The 23,279-nt window shown below is 75.0% G+C and carries 27 protein-coding genes; 12 read left to right on the top strand and 15 right to left on the bottom strand.

The features are described 5' to 3' along the window. Nucleotides 1–10 precede the first annotated feature (10 nt). From ACI79K_RS11275 to ACI79K_RS11255, 5 genes are all read right to left on the bottom strand, one after another. Entirely contained in the window at nt 11–211 is a 201-nt protein-coding gene (locus tag ACI79K_RS11275; protein ID WP_456590934.1) for a hypothetical protein, read from the bottom strand. A 53-nt stretch (nt 212–264) separates the two neighbouring features. Further along, nucleotides 265–927 carry a DUF6542 domain-containing protein gene (locus ACI79K_RS11270; RefSeq protein ID WP_456590933.1) on the bottom strand — a complete coding sequence of 221 codons (663 nt, stop codon included), beginning with the start codon at nt 925–927 and terminating at the stop codon, nt 265–267. A 186-nt stretch (nt 928–1,113) separates the two neighbouring features. Continuing rightward, the gene (locus ACI79K_RS11265) at nt 1,114–2,196 is read right to left on the bottom strand and encodes a DNA recombination protein RmuC (protein WP_456590932.1); all 1,083 of its coding nucleotides are present in this window, start codon (nt 2,194–2,196) and stop codon (nt 1,114–1,116) included. A 41-nt stretch (nt 2,197–2,237) separates the two neighbouring features. Continuing rightward, complete coding sequence (locus ACI79K_RS11260) at nt 2,238–2,777, bottom strand: methylated-DNA--[protein]-cysteine S-methyltransferase (protein WP_456599730.1); 540 nt, start codon at nt 2,775–2,777, stop codon at nt 2,238–2,240. After that, the gene (locus ACI79K_RS11255) at nt 2,777–4,258 is read right to left on the bottom strand and encodes a DNA-3-methyladenine glycosylase 2 family protein (RefSeq protein ID WP_456599729.1); all 1,482 of its coding nucleotides are present in this window, start codon (nt 4,256–4,258) and stop codon (nt 2,777–2,779) included. The genes ACI79K_RS11260 and ACI79K_RS11255 overlap by 1 nt, the downstream gene beginning before the upstream one ends. Before the next feature lie 154 nt (nt 4,259–4,412). Between ACI79K_RS11255 and ACI79K_RS11250 the strand changes: the two genes are divergently transcribed. The 6 genes from ACI79K_RS11250 to ACI79K_RS11225 all read left to right on the top strand — a co-directional run bounded on the left by ACI79K_RS11250 (nt 4,413) and on the right by ACI79K_RS11225 (nt 9,697). Further along, nucleotides 4,413–5,312 (top strand): ABC transporter ATP-binding protein, encoded by a 900-nt coding sequence (locus tag ACI79K_RS11250; protein ID WP_456599728.1) that lies wholly within the window; start codon nt 4,413–4,415, stop codon nt 5,310–5,312. Further along, nucleotides 5,309–6,151 carry an ABC transporter permease gene (locus ACI79K_RS11245; RefSeq protein ID WP_456590928.1) on the top strand — a complete coding sequence of 281 codons (843 nt, stop codon included), beginning with the start codon at nt 5,309–5,311 and terminating at the stop codon, nt 6,149–6,151. Before ACI79K_RS11250 ends, ACI79K_RS11245 begins: the two co-directional genes overlap by 4 nt. Further along, entirely contained in the window at nt 6,148–7,395 is a 1,248-nt protein-coding gene (locus ACI79K_RS11240) for a sensor histidine kinase (RefSeq protein ID WP_456599727.1), read from the top strand. The genes ACI79K_RS11245 and ACI79K_RS11240 overlap by 4 nt, the downstream gene beginning before the upstream one ends. Next, nucleotides 7,392–8,039: a response regulator gene (locus tag ACI79K_RS11235; protein WP_456590926.1), complete on the top strand. Its 648-nt coding sequence runs from the start codon at nt 7,392–7,394 to the stop codon at nt 8,037–8,039. The genes ACI79K_RS11240 and ACI79K_RS11235 overlap by 4 nt, the downstream gene beginning before the upstream one ends. A 271-nt stretch (nt 8,040–8,310) precedes the next feature. Next, nucleotides 8,311–9,384, top strand: coding sequence for a redox-regulated ATPase YchF (ychF, locus tag ACI79K_RS11230; protein ID WP_456599726.1), 1,074 nt, complete (start codon nt 8,311–8,313; stop codon nt 9,382–9,384). Between the two features lie 115 nt (nt 9,385–9,499). After that, a complete protein-coding gene (locus ACI79K_RS11225; protein WP_456590924.1) occupies nt 9,500–9,697 on the top strand; it encodes a hypothetical protein in 198 nt (65 codons plus the stop codon). A gap of 7 nt (nt 9,698–9,704) precedes the next feature. Here ACI79K_RS11225 and ACI79K_RS11220 read toward each other — a convergent pair whose 3' ends face one another. From ACI79K_RS11220 to ACI79K_RS11180, 9 genes are all read right to left on the bottom strand, one after another. After that, nucleotides 9,705–10,859 (bottom strand): RNA polymerase sigma factor, encoded by a 1,155-nt coding sequence (locus tag ACI79K_RS11220; RefSeq protein ID WP_456599725.1) that lies wholly within the window; start codon nt 10,857–10,859, stop codon nt 9,705–9,707. Further along, nucleotides 10,856–11,263, bottom strand: a complete 408-nt coding sequence (locus tag ACI79K_RS11215; protein WP_456599724.1) for a YciI family protein — start codon at nt 11,261–11,263, stop codon at nt 10,856–10,858. The genes ACI79K_RS11220 and ACI79K_RS11215 overlap by 4 nt, the downstream gene beginning before the upstream one ends. Nucleotides 11,264–11,377: 114 nt before the next feature. Beyond that, on the bottom strand, nt 11,378–12,562 hold the full coding sequence (locus ACI79K_RS11210) for an NAD(P)/FAD-dependent oxidoreductase (protein ID WP_456590921.1): 1,185 nt from the start codon (nt 12,560–12,562) through the stop codon (nt 11,378–11,380). A 34-nt stretch (nt 12,563–12,596) separates the two neighbouring features. Continuing rightward, a complete protein-coding gene (locus tag ACI79K_RS11205) occupies nt 12,597–13,466 on the bottom strand; it encodes an RNA polymerase sigma-70 factor (RefSeq protein WP_456590920.1) in 870 nt (289 codons plus the stop codon). Continuing rightward, on the bottom strand, nt 13,463–14,056 hold the full coding sequence (locus ACI79K_RS11200; RefSeq protein WP_456599723.1) for a carboxymuconolactone decarboxylase family protein: 594 nt from the start codon (nt 14,054–14,056) through the stop codon (nt 13,463–13,465). The genes ACI79K_RS11205 and ACI79K_RS11200 overlap by 4 nt, the downstream gene beginning before the upstream one ends. A gap of 84 nt (nt 14,057–14,140) precedes the next feature. After that, nucleotides 14,141–14,473: a hypothetical protein gene (locus tag ACI79K_RS11195; protein WP_456599722.1), complete on the bottom strand. Its 333-nt coding sequence runs from the start codon at nt 14,471–14,473 to the stop codon at nt 14,141–14,143. A gap of 110 nt (nt 14,474–14,583) precedes the next feature. Beyond that, nucleotides 14,584–15,084, bottom strand: coding sequence for a hypothetical protein (locus ACI79K_RS11190; RefSeq protein WP_456599721.1), 501 nt, complete (start codon nt 15,082–15,084; stop codon nt 14,584–14,586). Between the two features lie 124 nt (nt 15,085–15,208). Next, the gene (locus ACI79K_RS11185) at nt 15,209–15,445 is read right to left on the bottom strand and encodes a hypothetical protein (protein WP_456599720.1); all 237 of its coding nucleotides are present in this window, start codon (nt 15,443–15,445) and stop codon (nt 15,209–15,211) included. 71 nt (nt 15,446–15,516) lie between these two features. Continuing rightward, nucleotides 15,517–16,056, bottom strand: coding sequence for a dihydrofolate reductase family protein (locus ACI79K_RS11180; protein WP_456590915.1), 540 nt, complete (start codon nt 16,054–16,056; stop codon nt 15,517–15,519). Nucleotides 16,057–16,205: 149 nt separating this feature from the next. On the opposite strand from ACI79K_RS11180, the gene ACI79K_RS11175 reads away from it, so the two are divergent. From ACI79K_RS11175 to ACI79K_RS11150, 6 genes are all read left to right on the top strand, one after another. Then, nucleotides 16,206–16,658, top strand: a complete 453-nt coding sequence (locus ACI79K_RS11175; RefSeq protein WP_456590914.1) for a nuclear transport factor 2 family protein — start codon at nt 16,206–16,208, stop codon at nt 16,656–16,658. A 94-nt stretch (nt 16,659–16,752) separates the two neighbouring features. Next, nucleotides 16,753–17,094, top strand: a complete 342-nt coding sequence (locus ACI79K_RS11170; RefSeq protein ID WP_456590913.1) for a PspC domain-containing protein — start codon at nt 16,753–16,755, stop codon at nt 17,092–17,094. Between the two features lie 109 nt (nt 17,095–17,203). Further along, on the top strand, nt 17,204–17,821 hold the full coding sequence (locus ACI79K_RS11165; protein WP_456590912.1) for a hypothetical protein: 618 nt from the start codon (nt 17,204–17,206) through the stop codon (nt 17,819–17,821). A 142-nt stretch (nt 17,822–17,963) separates the two neighbouring features. Beyond that, complete coding sequence (locus ACI79K_RS11160; protein WP_456599719.1) at nt 17,964–18,953, top strand: LLM class flavin-dependent oxidoreductase; 990 nt, start codon at nt 17,964–17,966, stop codon at nt 18,951–18,953. A 46-nt stretch (nt 18,954–18,999) separates the two neighbouring features. Then, the gene (locus ACI79K_RS11155) at nt 19,000–19,905 is read left to right on the top strand and encodes a DUF1028 domain-containing protein (protein WP_456599718.1); all 906 of its coding nucleotides are present in this window, start codon (nt 19,000–19,002) and stop codon (nt 19,903–19,905) included. Between the two features lie 92 nt (nt 19,906–19,997). Next, the gene (locus ACI79K_RS11150) at nt 19,998–22,286 is read left to right on the top strand and encodes a putative bifunctional diguanylate cyclase/phosphodiesterase (protein ID WP_456599717.1); all 2,289 of its coding nucleotides are present in this window, start codon (nt 19,998–20,000) and stop codon (nt 22,284–22,286) included. On the opposite strand, the gene ACI79K_RS11145 is transcribed toward ACI79K_RS11150, so the two are convergent. Continuing rightward, entirely contained in the window at nt 22,270–23,229 is a 960-nt protein-coding gene (locus tag ACI79K_RS11145) for a hypothetical protein (RefSeq protein WP_456599716.1), read from the bottom strand. The genes ACI79K_RS11150 and ACI79K_RS11145 overlap by 17 nt on opposite strands. Nucleotides 23,230–23,279: the final 50 nt, after the last annotated feature.

Below are 23,279 nucleotides of genomic sequence, written 5' to 3'. Positions count from 1 at the left end.
CCCGCCGGCCTCAGCCGACGCCACCCCCGAACGTCCAGTCGTTGCTGCTGGGGGAGCCGTGGGATGGGGCGCCGTGCCTCGTCGACAGGTGCGGGGCGTCCGACCGGCCGCTGCGCCGTTGGCGCCGCACGACGATCAGTGCCAGGACTGCGAGGAGGGCGCCCCCCGCGGCCAGCCAGAGCAGCAGCTCCATGACGTCGTCCTCCTCCATCCCCGGCCCACCGTCGGGGCGAGCGTGTCAGGGCGGCTGTAGGGCCGCCGTGGTCAGCGGCGGGTGACCAGCCGCACGACGCTCAGCAGGAGGGCGATCGCGGTCGCGACGGCCATCGTCGGGAACCCGCGGACCAGCAGGGTCGCCATGGTGGGCAGGTTCAGCGTCGCCGAGGGGGCGAGGACGATGTTCACGACCGCGACCAGCGTGAAGACCAGTGGCGGCGCGACGATGACGGTCAGCAGGTCCCGGCGCCGGACGAGCAGAGTGGCCGCCGAGACCCCGATCGCCAGCGCGACCAGCGTGATCAGACCCAGGCCGATGCCGAAGAACGAGTCGACCGCACCGCCGGCGAGGGTCAGCAGGAAGACGCCGAGCACGGCGAGGGAGCCGCGCAGCCGACTCCCCGGTGCGGCGGCGGGCGACGCGGTCTGCGCACGGCCGCGCTCCTGCGCGGGGCGCCCAGCGCTCGGCCGCGGCGGGCCGGGCTCGCGACGGCGGGGACCGGCCGGCTGTGACCGGTCATCCGCGTACTCGCGCTCGGCCGCGCGCAGGCGCTCGCCGGCGCGACCGGGTGCGGGTGCGCCGGCACGGGACGGGCGCGCGGGGCGGGCCGGGCGGTCGCTGGCGACGGGGGGACGCGGTGCGCGTGCGGGGTACGGCCGATCGGGCCGTCCTCCGCTCTGCCATGCGCCCGCCGTGCTCGCCGTGGCCATGGCGCACCTCCGTCCCGCTCCCGAGGACGACCCGGCTGGCCGACCTCCGGGGCAACGGTAGCGACCCGAGCTGGCAGTTCGCGGGAGGAGGCCATCGCGTCGCAGGCATCCTGTGGTGGCCCAGTAGCGCAGGGTGATGGTTGTGACGGGCGGGGTGGACGAGTCCGTCCGGCGGTCCGGCCCGCGTCAGCCCGCGGTGCCGTCGCGCTCCTCCACCCCGGCCGGGTCCAGCCGCCCGAGGTCGTCGGCCGGCCGCAGCGTGCGGATGGTCGCTTCCACCGGGGCAGGCTCGGGTACGGGGGCCTCGGCGATCCCCAGGTCGTCGAACCGGCGCGCGGCGGTCAGCACCGAGCGCTCGTAGGAGCCGACCGTCTCGTTGTAGCGGGTGAGCGTGGTCGACAGCGCCGAGCCCAGGCGGGTGAGGTGCCCGGAGAGCGTGCTGAGGCGGGCGTGCAGCCGCCGGCCCACCTCGAGCACCTGGTCGGCGTCGCGGGCCAGCCGCTCCTGGCGCCAGGAGTAGGCGACCGTGCGCAGCAGAGCCAGCAGGGTGCTCGGCGTCGCGAGCACCACGTCGCGGGCGAAGCCGTACTCGAGCAGGCCGGGTTCGGCCTCCAGCGCCGTCGTCAGGAACCCGTCGGAGGGGACGAACAGGACGGTGAACGGGGCCGCCGGCCGGAAGGCGGTCGGGTACCGGCGGGCGGCCAGCTGGTCGACGTGGGTGCGCAGCTGCCGGGCGTGGGCCACCACCCGCTGGGCGCGGACGTCGCGGTCCTCGGCCTGCACCGCCTCGATGTAGCCGGCGAACGGCACCTTGGCGTCGACCACCACCTGCCGGCCGTCGGCCAGGGTGACGACGAGATCGGGGCGGACCCCGGCGCCCTCGTCGTTGGTGCCGCCCGGCTGCTCGACGAAGTCGCAGTGCTCGAGCAGGCCGGCGACCTCGACCACGCGCCGCAGCTGCACCTCGCCCCAGCGGCCGCGGACGTGCGGCGTGCGCAGTGCGGTGACGAGCGCGGCGGTCTCGTGCTTCAGCTGCGCCGAGGCCTGGCCGACTGTGCCCATCTGCTCGCGCAGCTCCCCGTGCGCGGTGGCCCGGGCCCGTTCCATGCCGGCCAGCAGCCGGTGCAGGTGGTCGAGCGACTCGTGCACCGGCTCCAGCCCCGTGTCCTCCGGGCGGCGGCGGGCGAGCAGGGTGACGACGCCCAGCGTGATCGCGGCACCGAGCAGCGCGCCCAGGAGGAGCCCGAGGATGAGGGAAGCGGCGTCCATGGGCGCGACCCTGCCGGAGGGGTGCGACAGTTCCGGGGAGGTCAGCCGGCGGGCACGCCGGCGTGCGCCGCCTCGTGGTCGAGCAGCCAGCGCTTGACCGGCGTCCCCCAGCGGAAACCGCCCAGCCCGCCGCCGGAGCCGAGCACCCGGTGGCACGGCACGAACAGGGCCGTCGCGTTGCGGGCGCAGGCGTTCGCCGCCGCGCGCACCGCCGCGGGACGGCCGCACCGGGCGGCGAAGGCCGCGTAGGTGTCGGGCGCCCCGGCCGGCACTGTGCGCAGCACGTCCCAGGCCTCCTGCAGGAACGGTCCGGAGCGCTGCCGGACCGCGACGGCGTCGATCGCGCCCACCCGGCCGTCGTGGAACTCCTCGACGGCGTCGAGCACGTCCAGTCGGGGGGCGAGCTCGCTGGACACCGGACGGAGGGACGGGTGCACCACGGCCAGCAGGTCGGCCACCTCGGCGGTCCAGCCGCTGGCGAGCACGACCTCCCGGCCGTCGGGGTCGGTGTCCACCACCACGGTGAACGGGCCGGGTGCCGTGGCGACGGTGGCGTGCCGGGTGCGGGTCGGGACGGTCATCAGGCGCTCCTCGGGAGGGCGGGCGTGCGGGTGAACAGGGACGGCGCGGCGAGCGCCCACAGGTGCATCACGGCGTAGGAGCGCCAGGGCCGCCAGCGGGTGGCGGCCTCGACGTCGGAGCTGCCGAGCGCGGCCAGCGACCGGCGCAGCGCGAGGTCGCCGGGCAGCCACACGTCGGGATCGGCGAGGCCGCGCAGGGCGACGAGGGCCGCCGTCCAGGGGCCGATGCCGGGGACGGCGAGCAGCGCCCGCCCGGCCGCCTCCCGGTCGGCGCCGGGGTCGAGCGCGATGTCGCCCCGGTCCAGCGCGGCGGCCAGCGCGGTGACCGTGCGGCGCCGTGCGCCGGTCAGCCCCACCGCGCCGAGGTCGGCGTCGGCGAGGGCGGCGGCCCGGGGGAAGGCGTGGGTGAGCGAGCCGACCGGCTCGGCCAGCGGTGTGCCGGCGGCCAGCAGCCGCGCGGTGAGCGTCCGTGCGCCCGCGACCGACACCTGCTGCCCGAGCACCGCGCGGACCGCGAGCTCCTCGGCGTCCGGCGAGGCGGGCACCCGCCGCCCGGGAGCGGCGGCGACGAGCGCGGCCAGCGCGGGGTCCCCGCCCAGGGCCTCGTCGACGGCAGCCGGGTCCGCGTCCAGGTCGAGCATCCGCCGGCAGCGGGTCACCGCGGCGCCCAGGTCGCGCAGCTCGGTCAGCCGCAGGCGGGCGGTCACCGCGGCGCTGCCGTCGGCCGCCGGGGACAGCCGGACCACCGCCGGGCCGTGCGGCAGGTCGAGCACTCGCGAGAAGGTGCTCCCGTCCCACTCCTCGAGCCCGGGGACGGCGTGCGCGCCCAGGAAGAGCAGGACCTCGTCGGCGGCGTACGGCGCCCGGGCGGCCAGCCGCAGCGTCAACCAGCCGGGCTGCCCGGCCGGGGCGCCGCGGCGGGCGCGGCGCAGCTCGGTCGGGGTGGTGGCGAACACCTCCCGCACCGTGTCGTTGAACTGGCGCACGCTGGCGAACCCGGCCGCGAACGCGATGTCGGTGACCGGGAGCCCGGTGGTCTCCAGCAGCACCCGGGCGGTCTGCGCACGCCGGGCCCGGGCCAGGGCAAGCGCGCCGACGCCGAGCTCCCCGACGAGCAGCCGGTGCAGCTGCCGCTCGGAGTACCCCAGCCGGGCGGCCAGGCCCGGCACCCCGGAGCGCTCCACCTCGCCGTCGGCGATCAGGCGCATCGCCCGCGCGACGACGTCGGCGCGCACGTCCCACTCGGGGGATCCGGGGACGGCGTCGGGACGGCACCGCCGGCACGCCCGGTACCCGGCCCCCTGGGCGGCGGCGGCGGTGGAGAAGAAGGTGACGTTGCGGGCGAGCGGTGTGCGGGCCGGGCACGAGGGGCGGCAGTAGATGCCGGTGGTGCGCACCGCGGTGACGAACCATCCGTCGAATCGTGCGTCCCGGCCGGCGACGGCGCGGTAGCGGCGTTCGTGGTCCAGGAGCTCGGTCACGTCGTCGAGCATGCCAGTGCAAGGGGACGGCTCCTGGCGGTTTTCGGACGCCGCCGTGGGGGTGGGCGGGGCCGTCCGCCGTCCACCGGTCGGTGGACGGCGGATCAGCGCTCCGGTCGTTCCCCCGGGGTGGCTCTCCGGCGATGCTGGCTGCATGACGACGATCCACGAGGCGCCGGACGTGCCCGGTGCGGCAGCCGGCGAGCGACCGGCCGTGCGGGTGCGCGGTCTGGTGAAGCGGTACGGGGGGCGGGCCGTCGTGGACGGCGTCGACCTCGACGTCCGGCGGGGCGAGGTGTTCGCCCTGCTGGGCCCGAACGGGGCCGGCAAGACGACGACCGTCGAGATCCTCGCCGGCCTCCGGCGGCGGGACGGCGGGACGCTCGAGGTGCTGGGGGAGGACCCGGCCGGCGCCGACCGGCGCTGGCGGGACCGCGTCGGTGTCGTCGGGCAGAGCACCGGGGCGGGTGACGCCCTCACCGTGCGCGAGACGGTCGACCACTACGCGCACTACCACGCGACCCCGCAGGACAGCGTCGAGCTGCTCGCCGCCGTCGGTCTGGAGGGGGCGGCGGGCACGCGCGTCGACCGGCTCTCCGGCGGGCAGCGGCGGCGGCTGGAGGTCGCGCTGGGCGTGCAGGGGCGGCCGGAGCTGCTCTTCCTCGACGAGCCGACGACCGGGCTCGACCCGGTCGCCCGCCGGCAGTTCTGGTCGCTGGTCGAGGGGCTCCGCGACCGCGGCACCACCATCGTGCTCACCACCCACTACCTCGACGAGGCCGCGCACCTGGCCGACCGGGTCGGGGTGATCGCGGCGGGCCGGCTGGTGGAGGTGGCCGCGCCCGGGGCGCTCGGCGCTGCGCTGCGGCAGGAGGCCACCGTGCGCTGGACCGAGGACGGCGTCGTGCGCGAGGTCGTCACCCGCACGCCGGCCGGCGTCCTGCGCGACCTGCTGACGGCGACCCCAACCGGCGAGATCCCCGACCTGACCGTGACCCGCCCCGGCCTGGAGGACGTCTACCTCCGGCTCGTCTCCGAGGGAGCTCCCCGATGACCGCCCTGCTGCCCACCCCGCCGCCGGCCGCCCGCCGTCCGGCGCCCCCGGGGGCCTGGGCGATCGGGCGGGCCAGGGTGGCCCTGGAGCTGCGGCTGTTCGTCCGCGACCCGGGCCAGCTGGTGTTCTCGTTCGCCTACCCGGTCGTGATGCTGGTGATCTTCGGCTCGATCTTCGCCGGCCGCGAGGTGGCGCCCGGGGTGGACTTCCGGCAGTACTTCCTCGCCGGCATCGCCGCGACGGGGATCATGCTGACCAGCTTCCAGGCCGTCGGCCTCGCGATCACCGAGGAGCGCGACCGCGGCGACCTGCTGCGGCTGCAGACGCTGGGCACCCCGCCGCTGGCGTACGGGATCGGCAAGGCCGGCCAGGTGCTGCTCACGACCGTCGTCCAGCTGACGGTGCTGCTGGTGGTGGCGGCGACGGTCTACGACGTGCCGATGCCCGGCGACGCCGGCCGCTGGCTGACCTTCGCCTGGGTGGCGGTGCTGGGCATCCTCGCCGGCACGGTGCTCGGCATCGCGGTGTCGTCGTTCGTCGGCAGCGCGCGGGCGGCGGGCGCGGGCATCCCGGCGGTCGCCGTCGTCCTGCAGTTCTTCTCCGGCGTGTTCTTCGTGTTCTCGGAGCTGCCGGGGTGGATGCAGCAGCTGGCCGCGGTCTTCCCGCTCAAGTGGATGACGCAGGGCATGCGCTCGGTCTTCCTGCCCGACGCGGCCGCGGCCGCGGAGCCCGCGGGCAGCTGGGAGCACGGGACCACTGCCGTGGTGCTGGCCGCATGGGTGATCATCGGCGTCGTGGTCTGCGCCCGGACGTTCCGCTGGCGGCGGAACGCCGGATGAGCGTCCGCAGCCGGCTCGGCGCCGCCTTCCTCCCGCCCGCGGACGAGGAGGGCGGCGCCGAACCGCTGTCCGAGCGCGGCTGGCGGGCGACCGTCGTCGGGATGCACGTCATCTCGGCGGCGTTGTGGGGGCTGGCCGTGGCGACGGCGGTCGCCGACCACGACGGCGGGCGGCTGACCGCCGTCCTGGGGGTGCTGGCGGGGTTCGCGCTGGCGTACGTGCTGGCCGGTGCGCCGGCGCTGAGCGGTGATGCGCCGGTCCGTGCGGTCGTCTACCTGGCGGTGCTCGTCGCCGGGTTCTGCGCGCTCGGGTTCCTGTCCCCGGAGCTGTTCTTCCTGCTGTTCCTCGCCTATCCGCAGGTGTGGTTCGTCGTGCACGGCCGGACGACGGGTGTGGCGTGGACCGTGCTGCTGGCAGCCGCCACCGCGGCCGGCCCGCTGGTGCGCGCGGTATCGGGGGAGCTGGCCCGGGAGGTGCTGGTGCAGACCGCCATCAGCCTGCTGTTCAGCCTGGCGCTGGGGCTGTGGATCAGCCGGGTGCTGCACCAGAGCGCTCACCGCGCCGAGCTCATCGAGCAGCTGGAGCGCACCCGGGCGCAGCTGGCCCGCGCCGAGCACGAGCGCGGTGTCCTGACCGAGCGGGAGCGGCTGGCCCAGGAGGTGCACGACACCCTCGCGCAGGGCTACACGAGCATCGTGGTCCTGGCGCAGACCGCGGCCGCCCAGCTCGCCGCCGACCCGGTGGTCGCCCGCGAACGGCTGACGCTGATCGAGGAGGTGGCGCGGGAGAACCTCGCCGAGGCGCGCGCCATGGTCGCCGCCTTCCGGCCGGTGGCGCTGGACGGCTCGACTTTGGTCGAGGCGCTGGCCCGCCTGGCCGAGCGGTTCGGGCGCGAGACCGGCCTCCCGGTGCGCGTGGACACGTCGGCGCTGGACGGCGGTCTGGCGCTGCGCCGCGACGAGGAGGTCGTCCTGCTCCGGGGAGCGCAGGAGGCGCTGACCAACGTGCGCCGGCACGCGGCGGCGCGGGCGGTGGTGATCCGGGTGTCGGTCGTCGGCGGTGAGGGGGCGCGGCAGGTGTCGGTGCACGTGGAGGACGACGGGGTGGGTTTCGAACCGTCCCGCGCGCGCGGTGCGGGGCTGGAGGGGCTGCGCGACCGCGTCTCCTCGGTCGGTGGCGAGGTCGACGTGGTGTCGGCGCCCGGTGAGGGCACGCGGGTGACGGTGCGGGTGCCGGCCTCGTGAGCGGCAGCGCGGTGATCCGGGTGGTGGTGGTCGACGACCACCCCGTGGTCCGGGGCGGCCTGGTCGGGTGGCTCGACGCGCAGCCCGACCTCGACGTGGTCGGGGAGGCGGGCGACGGGGCCGAGGCGCTGGCGCGGGTGGCCGAGCTGGCGCCGGACGTCGTCCTCATGGACCTCCGCATGCCACGGATGGACGGCGTCACGGCGACCGGGCGCATCCTCTCCGCGCACCCGGACGTCCGCGTGCTGGTGCTGACCACCTACGACACCGACGCCGACATCGTGCGCGCGGTGGAGGCGGGGGCGACCGGCTATCTGCTGAAGGACACGCCACTGCCGCAGCTGGCCGACGCCGTCCGGGCCGCGGCCCGCGGGGAGACCGTGCTGGCGCCGCCGGTCGCCGCGCGGCTGGTCTCGCGGCTGCGGGCCCCGGCCGCCGAGGCGCCGACCGCGCGCGAGCTGGAGGTGCTCGCGGGCGTGGCGCGGGGGCTGACGAACGCCGAGATCGGCCGGCAGCTGTTCATCGGCGAGGCGACGGTGAAGACGCACCTGCTGCGGGTCTTCGCGAAGCTCGGGGTGGACGACCGGACCCGGGCGGTGCTGGTGGCGGTGGAGCGCGGGTTGCTGCCCTCGCCGGGGCGGTGACCGGATCGTCATCGGCCCCGAGGGGCAGCCCTGGACCTGGGCCGCACCACGGCCGCTCCGCAGGGACCCGCCGCGAGCTGCGTCCGTGCGGTGCTTGCCCACGCTGTATCCCTTCGACCGATCCATCACGGTCGTCGGCCGGCGGCGGGGGGAACTGGAGCACGGACCTCATCAGGGCGGGGAGGCCCACGGTGGTGGGCGCCGCCGCGCGGGTGCCACCACGATGTCGGGCGTCCGGAGGCGGTGCGCCGGGGCCGTACTCTGAGTTCCCGTGAGCCTCACCATCGGGATCGTCGGCCTGCCCAACGTCGGCAAGTCGACCCTGTTCAACGCCCTGACCAAGAACGACGTCCTCGCGGCGAACTACCCGTTCGCGACGATCGAGCCGAACGTCGGCGTGGTGGGGGTGCCCGACCCGCGGCTGGAGAAGCTCGCGGAGATCTTCGGCTCGCAGAAGATCATCCCGGCGACGGTGTCCTTCGTGGACATCGCCGGTATCGTGCGCGGCGCCAGCGAGGGTCAGGGCCTGGGCAACAAGTTCCTGGCGAACATCCGCGAGAGCGACGCGATCTGCCAGGTGATCCGGGTCTTCAGCGACCCCGACGTCGTGCACGTCGAGGGCAAGGTGAGCCCGGCGGACGACATCGAGACGATCAACACCGAGCTCGTGCTGGCCGACATGCAGACGCTGGAGAAGGCGATCCCGCGGCTGGAGAAGGAGGCGAAGAAGGACAAGGAGCGCGCCGCGCTGCTGTCCGCCGCCCAGGACGCGCAGAAGGTGCTGGACGAGGGGAAGACCCTCTTCTCCGCCGGCGTCGACCCCGAGCCGCTGCGCGAGCTGACGCTGCTCACCACCAAGCCGTTCCTCTACGTCTTCAACGTCGACGCCGACGAGCTCGCGAACAACGAGAAGCTCGACGAGCTGCGGGCGCTGGTGGCCCCGGCGGAGGCGATCTTCCTCGACGCGCAGACCGAGTCGGAGCTGATCGAGCTGCCGGCCGACGAGGCCGCCGAGCTGCTCGAGTCCATCGGGCAGAGCGAGCCCGGGCTGGACCAGCTGGCGAAGGTCGGCTTCCGCACCCTGGGGCTGCAGACCTACCTCACCGCCGGGCCCAAGGAGTCGCGCGCCTGGACGATCCCGGTCGGCGCGACCGCCCCGCAGGCTGCCGGGGTCATCCACACCGACTTCCAGCGCGGCTTCATCAAGGCAGAGATCGTCAGCTTTGACCAGCTGGTCGAGGCAGGGTCGATGGCCGAGGCAAAGAGCAAGGGCTGGGTGCGCATGGAGGGCAAGGACTACGTCATGGCCGACGGCGACGTCGTGGAGTTCCGCTTCAACGTGTGACCTCCGGGCGCACCCCACGGTGGACGCGCGGAACAGGGGTTACAGGAGCAACGTTCTGGTGTCGATGTCCCCGATGGCCGGTGTCGCCGGGGTGCCCCACGACCGAGGAGACCTGATGGACTACCTGCGACAGCTGCAGGCGGAACGGCCGCTGCTCTTCGGGATCCTGCTCCTGGTGGGCTTCATCGTCGCCTTCCAGCTCGCGATCTTCGTGATCCAGCTGATCGTCGGGCCCTTCGGCCTGCCGGGCTGGGCGCCCCTCGTGATCCTGGTGGGCGGCCTCGTCCTCGTCGCCCGCCGGCAGCAGCGGTAACCCCTCGTCAGCCCGGTCGGGCGTTGAGCCGGGCCGCCTGCCGCGTGAGGTGGTCGCGCTCGGGCAGGTTCGGGGCGGCCCGGGCGGCCTCGGCGTAGAGCCGCGCCGCGGTCGCCGGGTCGCCGTCGCGCTCGTGCAGGTACGCCGCGACGGCGGAGTAGCGGGGGAGCGAGGGGTCCAGTTCGGCCAGGGCGGCCAGACCGGCCCGCGCACCGTCGGCCTCGCCGACCGCGACGGCCCGGTTGAGGCGGGCGATCGGACTGCCGGTGAGCCGCACCAGCTCGTCGTACCACTCCACGATCTGCACCCAGTCGGTCTCCCCGGCGGTGCGTGCGTCGGCGTGCAGCGCGGCGATCGCGGCCTGCGCCTGGAACTCACCCAGCCGGTCGCGGGCCAGCGCGGCCTGCAGCACCTCGACGCCCTCGGTGATCGACCGGGTGTCCCACGCGGTGCGGTCCTGCTCGGCCAGGGGCACGAGGCTCCCGTCGGGGCGGGTTCGTGCCGGGCGGCGCGCGGAGTGCAGCAGCATGAGCGCCAGCAGGCCCGCCACCTCGGGGTGGTCGACGGCGGCCGCGAGCCGGCGGGTGAGCCGGATGGCCTCGGCGGCGAGGTCGACGTCGCCGGAGTAGCCCTCGTTGAAGACCAGGTACAGCACCCGCAGCACGGTGGCGATGTCCCCGGGCTGGTCGAACCGGACGCCCGACACCGTCTTCTTGGCCCGGCTGATCCGCTGCGCCATGGTCGCCTCGGGGACGAGATAGGCCTGGGCGATCTGCCGCGTGGTGAGGCCGCCGACCGCCCGCAGCGTGAGCGCGACCGCCGAGGCCGGGGTCAGGGACGGGTGGGCGCACAGGAAGTACAGCTGGAGGGTGTCGTCCACGCCCCCGGCCGGCCCGGGCGGCGGCTCGCCCTCGACGCGCAGCTCGCGCTGCCGCCGGGAGGACTCGGCGCGGGTGGCGTCGAGGAACTTGCGCCAGGCCACCGTGACCAGCCAGCCCTGCGGGTCGCGCGGTGGGTTCTCCGGCCACACCCGGACGGCTTCGAGCAACGCTTCCTGGACCGCGTCCTCGGCCGCCGCGAAGTCGGCTCCGCGGCGGCGGAGGATCCCGATCACGGTGGGGATGAGCGCCCGGAGCAGGGTCTCGTCCACCGGTGCGGTCACTCCGTGACGGTCGGCGGCGCCGTCAGGAACGGACGCAGCTCGAGCCACTCGTGGATCGGCTTCCCCCCTGCTCCGGGAGCCGCGGACAGCTCGCCGGCCAGCTCCACCGCCCGCTCGTGGCTGTCGACGTCGATCACCATCCAGCCGGCGATGAGGTCCTTCGTCTCCGCGAACGGGCCGTCGGTGACCGGCGGCCGCCCCTCGCCGTCCGAGCGGACCCACGTGCCCTCGGGCGCGAGCGCCTGCCCGTCGACGAACTCGCCGGTGCCCTCCAGCCGCTCGGCGAACTCCTGCATGTACCGCACGTGGGCCGAGATCTCCTCCGGCGTCCACTTCTCCATCGGGACGTCGTTCACCGCCGCCGGCGCGCCGCGGTAGTGCTTGAGCAGCAGGTACTTGGCCATGGTGTTCTCCCTGGTGAGGTACGGCCCATTCTGGCCGTTCGCACCCGGGGGACGGAGCCGCGCTCGGATTCTCGACATGGGGCGCGGGCCCTGTCGAGGACCTTCAGGACGGGGTCAGACCCGGCCGCGGAGGATGCGGTGCCAGTAGACCTGCGGCAGCCCGTAGCGGTCGAACAGCCACTGCCAGCGTCGCGGCACGAACGGGTCGAGGAAGGGCACCGACGGCTGGGACCGGTTGTCGCGGTCGACCTCGTTCAGCATCAGCTTCCGGCGGGTCACGGTGATCGGCATGACCGTGTAGCCGTTGTACTGCTGCATCGGCTTGCCCGTCGCGGCGGCCGACAGGTTCTCGCTCAGCACCTTCACCTGCTTCCGCAGCGCGCCCCCCGACGGGCGGGTGGCGAGGTCGGCGGCGTCGCCGAGGCCCCAGATCGACCCGTGCCGGCGGTGCCGCAGCGTCCCGGGGTCGACGTCCACCAGGCCGGGGGAGGCATCGACGGCGAGGCCGGCGTCGGCGATCCAGCGCGGCGCCCGGTAGTGCGGGACGGCGTGCGCGAACGCGACGTCCTCCAGCACCCGCCGGCCGCTCGAGGAGGTGATCGTGACCGAGTGCAGGTCGCCGTCCACCCGCTCGATCCGTGACTCGCGCAGCACCTCGATGCCGTAGCCGGCGAACACGTCCTCCAGGTACCGGTCCGCTTCCGGGATGCCGGTCCCCGCCGCCGCCGGCAGCACGAGGCGGACCTGCAGGTCGTCCAGCACGCCGGCGCGCCGCCAGTGGTCGCACGCCATCAACAGCGGCTTGAGCGCGGTCGGCCCGCAGGACGCCGGCTCCGGGGGCACGGTGAAGACCACGGAGCCGGCCCGCAGCGACGTCACGCCCGGCCACACCAGCGGGGCGCTGCCCGGCACGTACGAGGACGCGGCCCACCCCTCGGTGTAGGCCCGCTGCAGCCCCGGCGTCGCGTCCCAGTCCTCCACGAGGCCGGGGCAGAGCACGAGGGTCGAGCAGTGCAGGGTCCGGCCCCCGCGGGTGCGCACCGTCATGGCGGCGGGGTCGACGGCGTCGACGGCGTCGCGGATCCACGTGCACCCGTCCGGCACGACGTCGGCCATCGGGCGCTCGAGCTCCGCCATCGATGCCTCGCCCGCGGCGACGTAGTTCAGCAGCGGCTTGTACCGGTGCACCGGGGACGGCGCCACGACGGTGACGTCCTCCACCCCGTCCCGGAGCAGCCGCGCCGCCAGGGAGATGCCGGCGTTGCCGCCGCCCACGATGAGCACGTTCGTTCCCGCCACGTCCGCTCCCGAAGATCAGGCCGCGGACCTCTGGTCAGCGCCGCAGCTCGGCCACCGTGTCGAGCCTGCCCAGTTTGTGCGGGTTCCGAACCGCGTACATGCGGCTGATCCGGCCGTCCTCGACGACGAACGTGACCACGGTGTCGAACTCGCCGCCGGGGTCGATCCGCGCCCCGACCGCCCCGTTGACCAGCGGGGTGGTGATCCGCACGCCGGGCGCGAGCTCGGCGAACCGGGACAGCGCGTTCGCCACCCGCGCCCGGCCCGCGAACGGTCGCCGGGCGGCGGGCGCCAGACCGCCGCCGTCCGCGACCACGACGACGTCGGGCGCCAGGACGTCCAGCAGCGCCTGCACGTCGCCACCGGTGAGCGCGGCGAGGAACCGGTCCACGACCTGCTGCTGCTCGGTGCGGCTCACCGTCATCCGCGGTCGCCGGGCCGCCACGTGCTCGCGGGCCCGGTGCGCGATCTGCCGCGCCGCGGCGCTGGACCTGCCCACCGCCTCGGCGATCTCGTCGTAGGGCACGTCGAACACCTCGTGCAGCACGAGGACCGCGCGCTCGACCGGTCCCAGCGTCTCCAGCACCGTGAGCACCGCGATCGAGACGCTCTCCGCGAGCTCGACGTCCTCGGCGACGTCGGGGCCGGTCAGCAGCGGCTCCGGCAACCACTCGCCCACGTAGTCCTCGCGCCGGCGGGAGATCGTCCGCAGCCGGTTCAGCGCCTGCCGGGTGACGATCCGCACCAGGTAGGCGCGCGGGTCCCGCACCGTCGCGGGGTCCACCTCGGCCCACCGCAGCCAGGTCTCCTGCACCACGTCGTCGGCGTCGGCGGCCGAGCCGAGCAGCTCGTAGGCGACGGTGAAGAGCAGGCCGCGGTGGGCGGGGAAGGGGTCGTCGGTCATGCCGGGGTGAGGCCGTCCCGCGAAGGGGTGGCCAGCGGCGGCAGGCCGCAGGACGCCGCGAACTCCTGTGAGCGGATGCCGAGTGCGACGTTGGCCCGCGCCGTGAGGTTCATCGCGCCGACCCGGGCGGTCAGCTCGACGAGCGCGGGCGCGCCGAGGTCGGTCAGCAGCGCGGCCGACAGCTCGTCGGTCACGGCCGGCGGCGTCTGGCTCATCGCCTCGGCGTACTCCATCACTCGCCGCTCCAGGGGCGTGAACACCGTCGACTGCCGCCAGCGCGGCACCTCGCGGGCCTTCGCCTCGTCGAGCCCGCGGTTGCGCGTCATGAAGTAGTGGAGATCCAGGCAGAACCTGCACCCGACGGTCGCGGCCGCGGCCATCGACGCGAAGGTCGCGAGCTGGGGGTCCAGCCGGTGCCACGCGTCGGACTTGCGGCCCAGGCCCATCAGGTCCTTGACCACGGCCGGGTGGTGCCAGAGCACGCCGACTGACTCCGGTACCTGGCCGAACATCCTCCGGCACATCGCCTTCACCAGGCCTCCGTAGATGCCGGTGACCTCGGTCGCGGGGACCCGCGTGCTGCTCGCCATGTCTCCTCCTCCAGGTGTGTCGATCCGACGACATGGAGACACCGGCCGCGCCGCCGGTGTGACAGGGCGAGGAAGTCCACGGAGTCACACGGCGACGGCGAGACCGGCGGCGGTCGCGAGCAGCGCCAGGCCGCCCAGCCACGCCGACCGGACCCCGGTGCGCCGGCCGGCGGCGCTCCCTCGCCCGGCCAGCACGGCGCCGCCGACCACCGCGGCCGCCCCGGCTGCCACCGCCGCGAGCTCCATGACCAGCCACGGCGACGCGGTCGGGTGGAGCCACCGGGTGGGCGGCGTCCACCCGAGGAGCCAGCTGTAGGAGGCGACCCAGCACACGACGGCGAGGACCGCCAGGGTGCGCACGGGCCACCGCCACCGGTCGGCCCGGACCGGTCGTGAGCTCTCGCGGGCATCGAGCACGCCGGGAGAGTAGGGGAGGAGGCCACCCAGCGGCGGTGGACCGGACCCCGTGCGTCGGCGAGGGGCGCCCGGGGGTGACCCGGCGGCCCTCGCCGACGGAGCGCGTCCCGTCAGGTCGTGACGAGCCCGCGCACGCTCTCGGTCAGGGTCAGCGCCAGCCGGCGGGTCACGCGCAGCCCCTGGTCGGCCAGGGCGTAGGTGGTCTCGATGACCTCCTCCGGCCGGACGAACACGGCGGGCACGAAGCTGCGCACGATCGTCGTCACCCCCTGCACGAGGCCGACGACGGCGTCCTCGCTGCTGTCCGCCGCCGCGGCGAGCTGCCGGCGGGCCTGCACCTGCTCCTGCTCGCGCAGCTCCACGAGGAGGTCGCGGCGGACGGCGAGGACCAGCTGGCGGGCCCGCTCGTCGTGGGATCCGTTGCGGGCCTCCTGCAGGACCTGGGCGGCCAGCAGCTCCCGGGCCCGGTCCTCGGCCTCCTCGCGGGTACGGGCCAGCTCGTCGAGCTCCGGCGTCGTCGGCTCGGTGCCGGCCGCGTCCTCGTCGGACTGCTTGCGGTTCTTCGGCTCGGTGGTGGACGTGGCCGGCGGCTTGGCTGCGGGCGTGGTCATGGCTTCCTCCTGGATCGTCTCCGTCCGGACAGCACCAGGCTCCGGCCGGAAGGTGACCCGTGGGGGAGCAGCGCGCGCACGGCAGGGGAGCGACCCGGTAACAGTCGTACCGCGGCCGCCGGGATCAGCCGGCGAGGCGGGCGCACTCCCCGCACCGCGCCGTGCCGTGCTGCGTGGGCCAGTCCTGCGCGGCGGTCGCCCGCACCAGCTGCCCGCACAGCGACGCCTCCAGCCCGTCCACCACCGGCTTGGCGACCGCGTGCACGACGTCGTCCGCGCGACCGGCCCCGGCGTCGTCCGACCGGACGTCACGCCCGATCCAGCCGACCCGGATCCCGATCACGAAGGGGCTCGCCGTCATGGCGCCAGCGTGGGCACCGAAGGTGTCCGCCCGGTGACGCGGTCCGGAACACCTGGCGGCGACCGGGCGTCTCACCCCTTCCGGGCGGGCCGGTAGACCAGGTGCAGGACGCCGGTCGGGAAGGCCTCCGAGGACAGCAGCTCCAGCGGGGTGCGGCCCAGCTCGTCGGTCCAGCGGCGCTCCCCGGCGACCACGACCGGGTCCACCAGCAGCACCAGCTCGTCGAGCAGGCCGGCCTCCAGCAGCGACCGCACGGTCGTCAGGCTGCCGGACATGCCGATGGTGCCGGCGGTGCGCTCCTTCAGCGCCCGCACCTCGTCGAGGGAGCGCAGCACCGTCGTCCCGGCCCAGTCGGAGCCCTGGAGCGTCGTCGACAGCACGTACTTGGTGGCCGGGTTGATGAACTCGGCGAACTCGTCGCTGTCGTTGCCGGGCCAGTACCGGGCCCACTGGTCGTGCAGGACGCGGCCCATCAGGTAGGCCTCGCACCGGCCCAGGTGCCGGTCCATGGCCGCGCCCATCGCCTCGTCGAAGTACGGCCCGTGCCACTGGTCCGGGCGCTCGGCCGAACCGTCGACGGTGGTGAACAGGGCGGCGGCGATGCGTCCCACGGGATCTCCTTCGGTGAACCGGTCGTCGAGAACCTAGACGGGCCGGCCGCGGCGAACTCATCGGCCGGCGTGCGAGGGGGCCCGCACCCCCGGCAGGCTGGCACCCGGTGGCCGGCAGGCGGCCGCCGCTGCGCCCGAGGAGGCACCGCGTGTCCCGACCACCGTTCCCGCCGTTCACCCTGGAGACCGCCCAGCAGAAGGTGCGCGCCGCGGAGGACGCGTGGAACACCCGCGACCCGGTCCGGGTGGCGCAGGCCTACACGGAGGACACCGTCTGGCGGAACCGCGCCGAGTTCCTGCGGGGCCGTGACCAGGTGGTGGACTTCCTGACCCGCAAGTGGCAGCGCGAGCTGGACTACGCGCTGCGCAAGGAGCTGTGGGCCTTCACCGACGACCGCATCGCGGTGCGCTTCCAGTACGAGTGGCAGGACGCCGAGGGCCGCACGTGGCGCTCCTACGGCAACGAGAACTGGGAGTTCGCCGCCGACGGCCTGATGCGCCGGCGGGAGGCCAGCATCAACGACGTGCCCATCGCCCTCGAGGAGCGCTGGATCCTCGGCCCGCGGGAGGACGGCGACACGACGCCGCTCCCGCTGCGGTGAGGTCCGGCCGGGGGAGACCCTGAGCGCCGTTCTCGGGGACGGATCCGGGTGTCACCGGATGTCGCGCCGGCGGCGCCGCGCGCAGGCTCGTGGCATGACGAACTCAGTTCCCCTCCCTCCGCCCGCGGACGCCCCCGACGGCGGGCAGCAGCTCCCGCCGCGGCGACCGGAGCTCCGGCGCAGCACCACCGACCGCATGGCCGGCGGGGTGTGCGGCGGGCTCGCCGAGTACACCGGCATCGACGCCGTGCTGTGGCGGGTCGGCTTCGTCGGCCTGACCGTCGCCGGTGGTGCCGGCATCCTCGTCTACCTGCTGCTGTGGGTGCTGATGCCCGCGGGGCCGATGCGGGACGACGAGAACCCCAGCCCTCTGGAGCGGCAGGTGCAGCGGCTGCACGACGTCCTCACCGGTGGGCGGGCGGCGTCCCCGCGGTGAGCCCGGTCGCCCTCCCGCGGGCCGGCCGACGGTCGGCACCGGCCCGCGAGGGGCGCCGATCCGACAGGATGGGCCGACCCCAGCCGTCGACCACTGTTGGAGCACCGTCGTGACCGTTCCCCCCGCGCCCCAGCCGGCCCCTGTGGTCGTGCCGAAGTTCTTCGTCCGGCAGCGGGTCACGATGATGGTCAACCGCTACGAGGTGCGCTCGGCGAACCCCGACGGCAGCGAAGGGCAGCTCCTCGCCCTCGCCGAGCAGAAGCGGATGAAGCTGCGGGAGGAGGTCACCTTCTTCGCCGACGAGTCCAAGAGCCGGCGGGTGTTCTCCTTCAAGGCCCGCCAGCGGCTGGACGTCGGCGCCGAGCACGACGTCCTCGACGAGCACGGGCAGCCCGTCGGCTACTTCCGGAAGGCGTTCGGCGCCAGCCTGCTGCGCTCCACCTGGCATCTGTCGGCGCCCGGCATCGACGCCGTCGGCCAGGAGCGCAACCGGTTCATCGCGCTGCTGCGCCGGGTGTGGGGCCTCATCCCGTTCCTCGACAGCATCCCGGTGCCGTTCCTCTTCCACTTCGACTTCACCGACAGCCGGACCGGGGCGCTGGTGATGAGCAGCGAGAAGCGGATCGCGCTGCGCGACCAGTACACGGTGACCGTTCCCGACGACCGCCTGGACTTCCGGGTGGCGGCGGCGATGGCCGTCGCGCTGGACGCGCTGCAGAGCCGCTGACCCACGCTCTGGGGGTGTTCGCGGCGCTCCACGGCCACTGCAGGACCCGCGGAGCGGTCGGAACGCTCCCAGGGCGCAGGGGAAGGTGCGGCGGGCCGGCGGCGTTGCGCCAGGCAACCGACGTGAAAGGCCCGTACCGCACATGAGCATCACCCTGTCCGTCCTCGACCTGGCACCCATCCCGCGCGGGGAGACCGCGAGCAGCGCCATCGCCGCGAGCGTGGCCCTCGCCCAGTGCGCGGAGGAGCACGGTTACGCGCGCGTCTGGTACGCCGAGCACCACAACATGCCCTCCATCGCCTCGTCGGCCACCAGCGTGCTGATCGCGCACGTCGGCGCGCAGACCAGCAGCATCCGGCTGGGTGCCGGCGGGGTCATGCTGCCCAACCACTCGCCGCTGACGATCGCCGAGCAGTTCGGCACGCTCGACGCGATGTACCCCGGCCGCATCGACCTGGGGCTGGGCCGTGCCCCGGGCAGCGACCAGAACACCATGTACGCGCTGCGCCGCGACCCGCGTTCGGCCGACAGCTTCCCGCAGGACATCCTCGAGCTGCAGGCCTACCTGGCCGGTGAGAGCCGGGTGCCCGGTGTCGACGCGATCCCCGGCAAGGGCTCGCGGGTGCCGCTGTACGTGCTCGGGTCGTCGATGTTCGGCGCCACGCTCGCCGCGGCGCTCGGGCTGCCCTACGCGTTCGCCTCGCACTTCGCGCCGGCCATGCTCGAGCCGGCCGTCGCCGCCTACCGCCGGGAGTTCAAGCCCTCCGAGCAGCTGGCGGAGCCCTACGTCATCGCCGGGGTCAACGTCGTCGCCGCCGACAGCACCGCGGCCGCGCAGGAGCAGCTGCAGGCCGTCCGGCGGAACCTGGCCGTCGGCCTGTTCGGCCGTGGCCGGGCGCTCACCGACGAGCAGGCCGACCAGCTGCTCGCGCAGGGAGCCGGTCAGCACGTCTCCACCATGCTGACCCACACCGCCGTCGGCACCCCGGCCGAGGTGCGCGAGCACCTCGAGGGGTTCGCGAAGCTGGCCGACGCCGACGAGCTGATCGTCGCCCACCAGTCGGCGTCCCTCGACGGACGGCTGCGGTCGGTGGAGCTCCTGGCCCAGGCCATGGGGGACCGCGCACTGTGACGCACCGGGGTTTCGGGTCCCGGGGAGCCGCGGGTAGGCCGCCGCGGTGACCTACTCGATCGTGGCCCGCGACCCCGAGACGGGGGAGATGGGCGTCGCCACCCAGTCCCAGGCCTTCGCGGTCGGCAACAGCGTCCCCTTCGCCCTCCCGGGGCACGGGGTCATCGCCACGCAGTCGATGGCCGAGCCCATGTACGGCTCCGTCGGTCTCGACCTCCTGCGCGGCGGGTTCACCGCGCAGGAGGTGCTGACGGCGCTCAGCAGCGTCGACCCCCAGCCCGAGCGCCGGCAGGTCGCCGTCCTCGGTCTCGCCGGCGACTTCGCCGTGTACACGGGCACCAGCTGCGTCGACGCCGCCGGTCACCTCGTCGGCGACAACTGCGTCGCGCTGGCCAACATGGCGAGCTCGCCCGCGGTGTGGGAAGCGATGGTGGAGCGGTTCGAGGGCTCCGCCGGTCTGCTCGCGCAGCGCCTGCTCAGCGCGCTGGTGGCGGGGGAGGAGGCCGGCGGTGACTTCCGGGGACGCCGGTCGGCCGCGATCATGGTCGTCCGCGCGACCACGACCGGGCGTCCCTGGCACGACATGGTGGTCGACCTGCGGGTCGACGACTCCCCGGACCCGCTGGGCGCCCTGGCCGACCTGACCGTGACCCGCGCCCGCTACCAGGACGTCGTCCGCGCCTTCCAGCAGGCCATCGACGGGGACCCCGTCACGGCCGACCGGGAGCTGGAGCTGCTGCGCCCCATGGACCCGGTCACCGAGCCCGACCAGCTGATGTGGCGGGCCGTCGTCGCGGCCCTCGCGGGCCGGGAGGACGACGCCCGGGCGATGCTCGTCGAGCTTGCCGCCTCCGCGCCGCAGTTCATCGAAGCGGCCAGCCGCTTCGGCAAGGCCGGGCTGATGCCGGCCGACGTCGTCGACCGGATCATCCCGCCGGTGCCTCCCGCCTGACGCTCCCGGCGCGGCCCCGGCCTCCCCCCGGCGGGGGAGGAGGGACGTGAGCTGCGTTTCAGCCGATCTCGTACCGCGCCGATCGTCCGGTCATGGATGAGCGGCGCACCGGGAGCACGCGGGGGCGCGACGCGGACCGGGCGCTGCGTGCCGTGCGGGTCACGGCCGCCGTCGCGTCCGCCGCCTGGGTGCTCTGCCTGGTGATGGCCGCCCTCGGGATCCCGTGCGTCGGGGAGTACCTGGCCGCGGGCGGGAAGCTGGTCTTCCTCGCCGCCCTCACGGTCGTGCTCGTGCTGCGGGCACGCGTGACCTCGGTCGCACGCCGGGCGTGGCTCTGCTTCGCCGGCGCGGTCGGGGCCTACCTGCTCGGTGGCGCGGTCTACGAGCTGCACTACCGCGGGCTGGAGACGGTGCCCCGGCCGTCGTGGGCCGACGCCCTCCAGCTGGGGTTCTACCCGCTGGCCTTCCTCGCGCTGCTGCTCATGATCCGCGGCCGGGTGCGGCGGCTCACGGCCGACCTCTGGCTCGACTGCCTGGTCACCGGGCTCACCGCCGGGGCCCTGGCCGCGTCCCTGGCCCTCGGGGACCTGCTCCGCACCGCGGCGGACGGGCACGGCGCCGCCTTCGTCGGCATCGCCTACCCGGTGGGTGACCTGCTGCTGCTCAGCCTGCTGGCCGCCGGCCTGGTCGTCATCGGGCGGCGCGGCGGGGGCGGCTGGTGGTGGGTCGTCACCGGGCTCCTGCTGTTCGTCACCGGCGACACCGTGTACGCCTACCAGGTCGCCCACGACACGTACTCCGTGGGCAGCGCGCTCGACGTGGTCTGGGGTCTGGCGTTCCTGTGCTTCGGGTTCTCGGCCTGCCACGCCCCCGCCGGGGGCATCTCCGACCCCGCCGCGGTCCGCGCGCCGCTGCTCGTCCCCGCGGTGTGCACCCTGACCGCGGTCGGGCTGCTCGTCCACGGGTACTTCCGTGGCGGCGACCCGATGACGGGGGCGCTCGCCTTCGGCGCGGTCCTCGCCGCCCTGGCGCGGACCGCGCTCACCTTCCGCGCCGTCCGCGCGCTGGCCGACAGCCGCCGCCAGGCGCGCACCGACGAGCTGACCGGGCTGCCCAACCGGCGCTGCGTCTTCGAGGCGCTCGACGCCCTGGACACGCGGCTCCTCGCCGGTGAGGAGCTCGCCGTCCTCGTCCTCGACCTCGACCGGTTCAAGGAGATCAACGACTCGCTGGGCCACGGTGTCGGCGACGCGCTGCTGCGGGAGGTCGGCACCCGGCTGCGGGCGCAGGTGCGCGACGGTGACCTGCTGGCCCGGCTGGGCGGGGACGAGTTCGTCGTCCTGGCCCAGGACCTGGACGTCGACGGCGCCCTCGTCCTGGCCGACCGCCTCCGCGACCACCTGCGGCGCCCGTTCCGGCTCGCCGGCATGGAGCTCGGCCTGGACGCCGCCGTCGGTGTCGCCGTGGGCCCCGAGCACTCGCGCAGCGCCGTGGAGCTGCTGCAGCTGGCCGACCTGGCGATGTACTCGGCGAAGTCCGGCCGCCTCGGCGCCGCCGTGTACGACGAGGACCGGGACGGGCACGGTCGGCACCGGCTGGAGGACGTCTCGGCGCTGCGGCGGGCCCTCGAGACCGGTGAGCTGGTGCTGCACTACCAGCCGAAGCTCGATCTCCCCACGGGCACGGTGGCAGGCGTCGAGGCGCTCGTCCGCTGGCAGCACCCGACGCGGGGGCTGCTCTACCCGGACGCGTTCATCGACCTGGCGGAGTCGGCCGGGCTCATGGGCCAACTGACCGCCCGGGTGGTCGACATGGCCCTGGCCCAGTGCCGCCGCTGGGCCGACCAGGGCCGGTCGCTCACCATGGCGGTCAACGTCAGCCCCTCGAACCTGGTCGACCAGTCCTTCCCGGACGACGTCGCCCGCCTGCTCGCCGCGCACGGGCTGACCGCGGGCAGCCTGGTCCTCGAGGTCACCGAGAGCCTGCTGATGGAGGACCGGGAGCGCGCCGTCGGGGTGCTCGGCCGGCTGCGGGACGACGGCGTCGGCGTGGCCATCGACGACTACGGCACCGGCCACTCCAGCCTGGCCTACCTCGCCGCGCTGCCGGTCACGGAGCTGAAGCTGGACCGCACGTTCATCGCGGCGATGACCGGGAGCGCCCGAGCGGCTTCGATCGTCACCTCCACCCTGCAGCTGGCGCACGCGCTGGGCCTGGTGCTGGTGGCGGAGGGCGCGGAGGACGCGGCGACGGTCGCGGCCCTCGCGGAGCTGGGCTGCGACGTCGTCCAGGGGTACCACCTGAGCCGGCCGCTACCGCCGGACGAGCTGTGGAGCTGGCTGGACGAGCGGGAGCAGGCGCCGCTCACCAGCCGGGCGTGAGCCCTTCGTCGAGCCAGGTCTCGTACTCGTCCTCGGTCATCGGGCGAGCCGCGGCCAGCGCCGCCTCGAGCACCGGCAGCGCGACGACCGGGTCGGCCGTCACGCCGATCCGGACGTCGGGGTCGAAGCGGACCAGCTCCTGCCAGTACCCGGACGAGCGCAGCCAGCGCCCGTCGCCGAGGGCGGTGCAGGAGGTCATCGGCTGGTCGCCGCCCGGCGTCCAGAGCGAGGTCGCTGCGCACGGGTCGGCCGCCGCGGGATCCACCGGCTGGGCGCGGAACAGCCAGAGCACCGCGTCGGCCCGGTGGTCGGCGCGTTCCAGCCGCGTCCAGATCAGCGGGCTGCCGGTCGCCTGGGACGCGGAGACCCGGTAGCCGTCGACCGCGGTGACCCACGGGTGGTCAGTGGTGCCCACCTCCGTGAGGATCCGCTGCTGCTGGGCGTCCTGGGCCGCCTCCGTCCCGCGCGGCACGAGGACCGCCGCGGCGCATCCCGCGAGGAGCACCGCCGTGACGATCCGGACCACGCCGGGCCACTGCAGGCCGGCGACCGCGGCGAACGGCAGACCGGCGGCCGCGTAGCGGAGCAGCACGGGCACGCCGTCGCCGACGTCCAGGCGCAGCGCCACCCCCGCGAGCACGACGACGGCACCGGACGCGACCACGCCCAGGGTGACGCCCCGCAGCACCGAGCCGGGCCGGCCGCAGCCACCCGGTCCCGCGGTGCGGTCCACGGCGACGGCGAGCCCGCAGGCGACGGCGGTGAGCACGGCGACCGCGATGCCCACGGCGGTCCAGCCGCCGAAGAGCGAGGCGATGACGACGGGCGCGCCCACGACCGCCATCAGGATGCCGAGCCCACCGGCCAGCAGGACGTGCAGCAGCGCGCGGACCGGGGACGCCGTCGGGGGTGCCACGCGGTCTTCGGCGGTCGTGGGCGGCACGCGCGCAGTGTGCCAGCCGGCGTGCGGCCTCGGAGTGCACGAGAGCCCCC

It is taken from the genome of Blastococcus sp. SYSU DS0616 (assembly GCF_054051015.1).
This window is presented reverse-complemented; position numbering and strand designations above follow the sequence as displayed.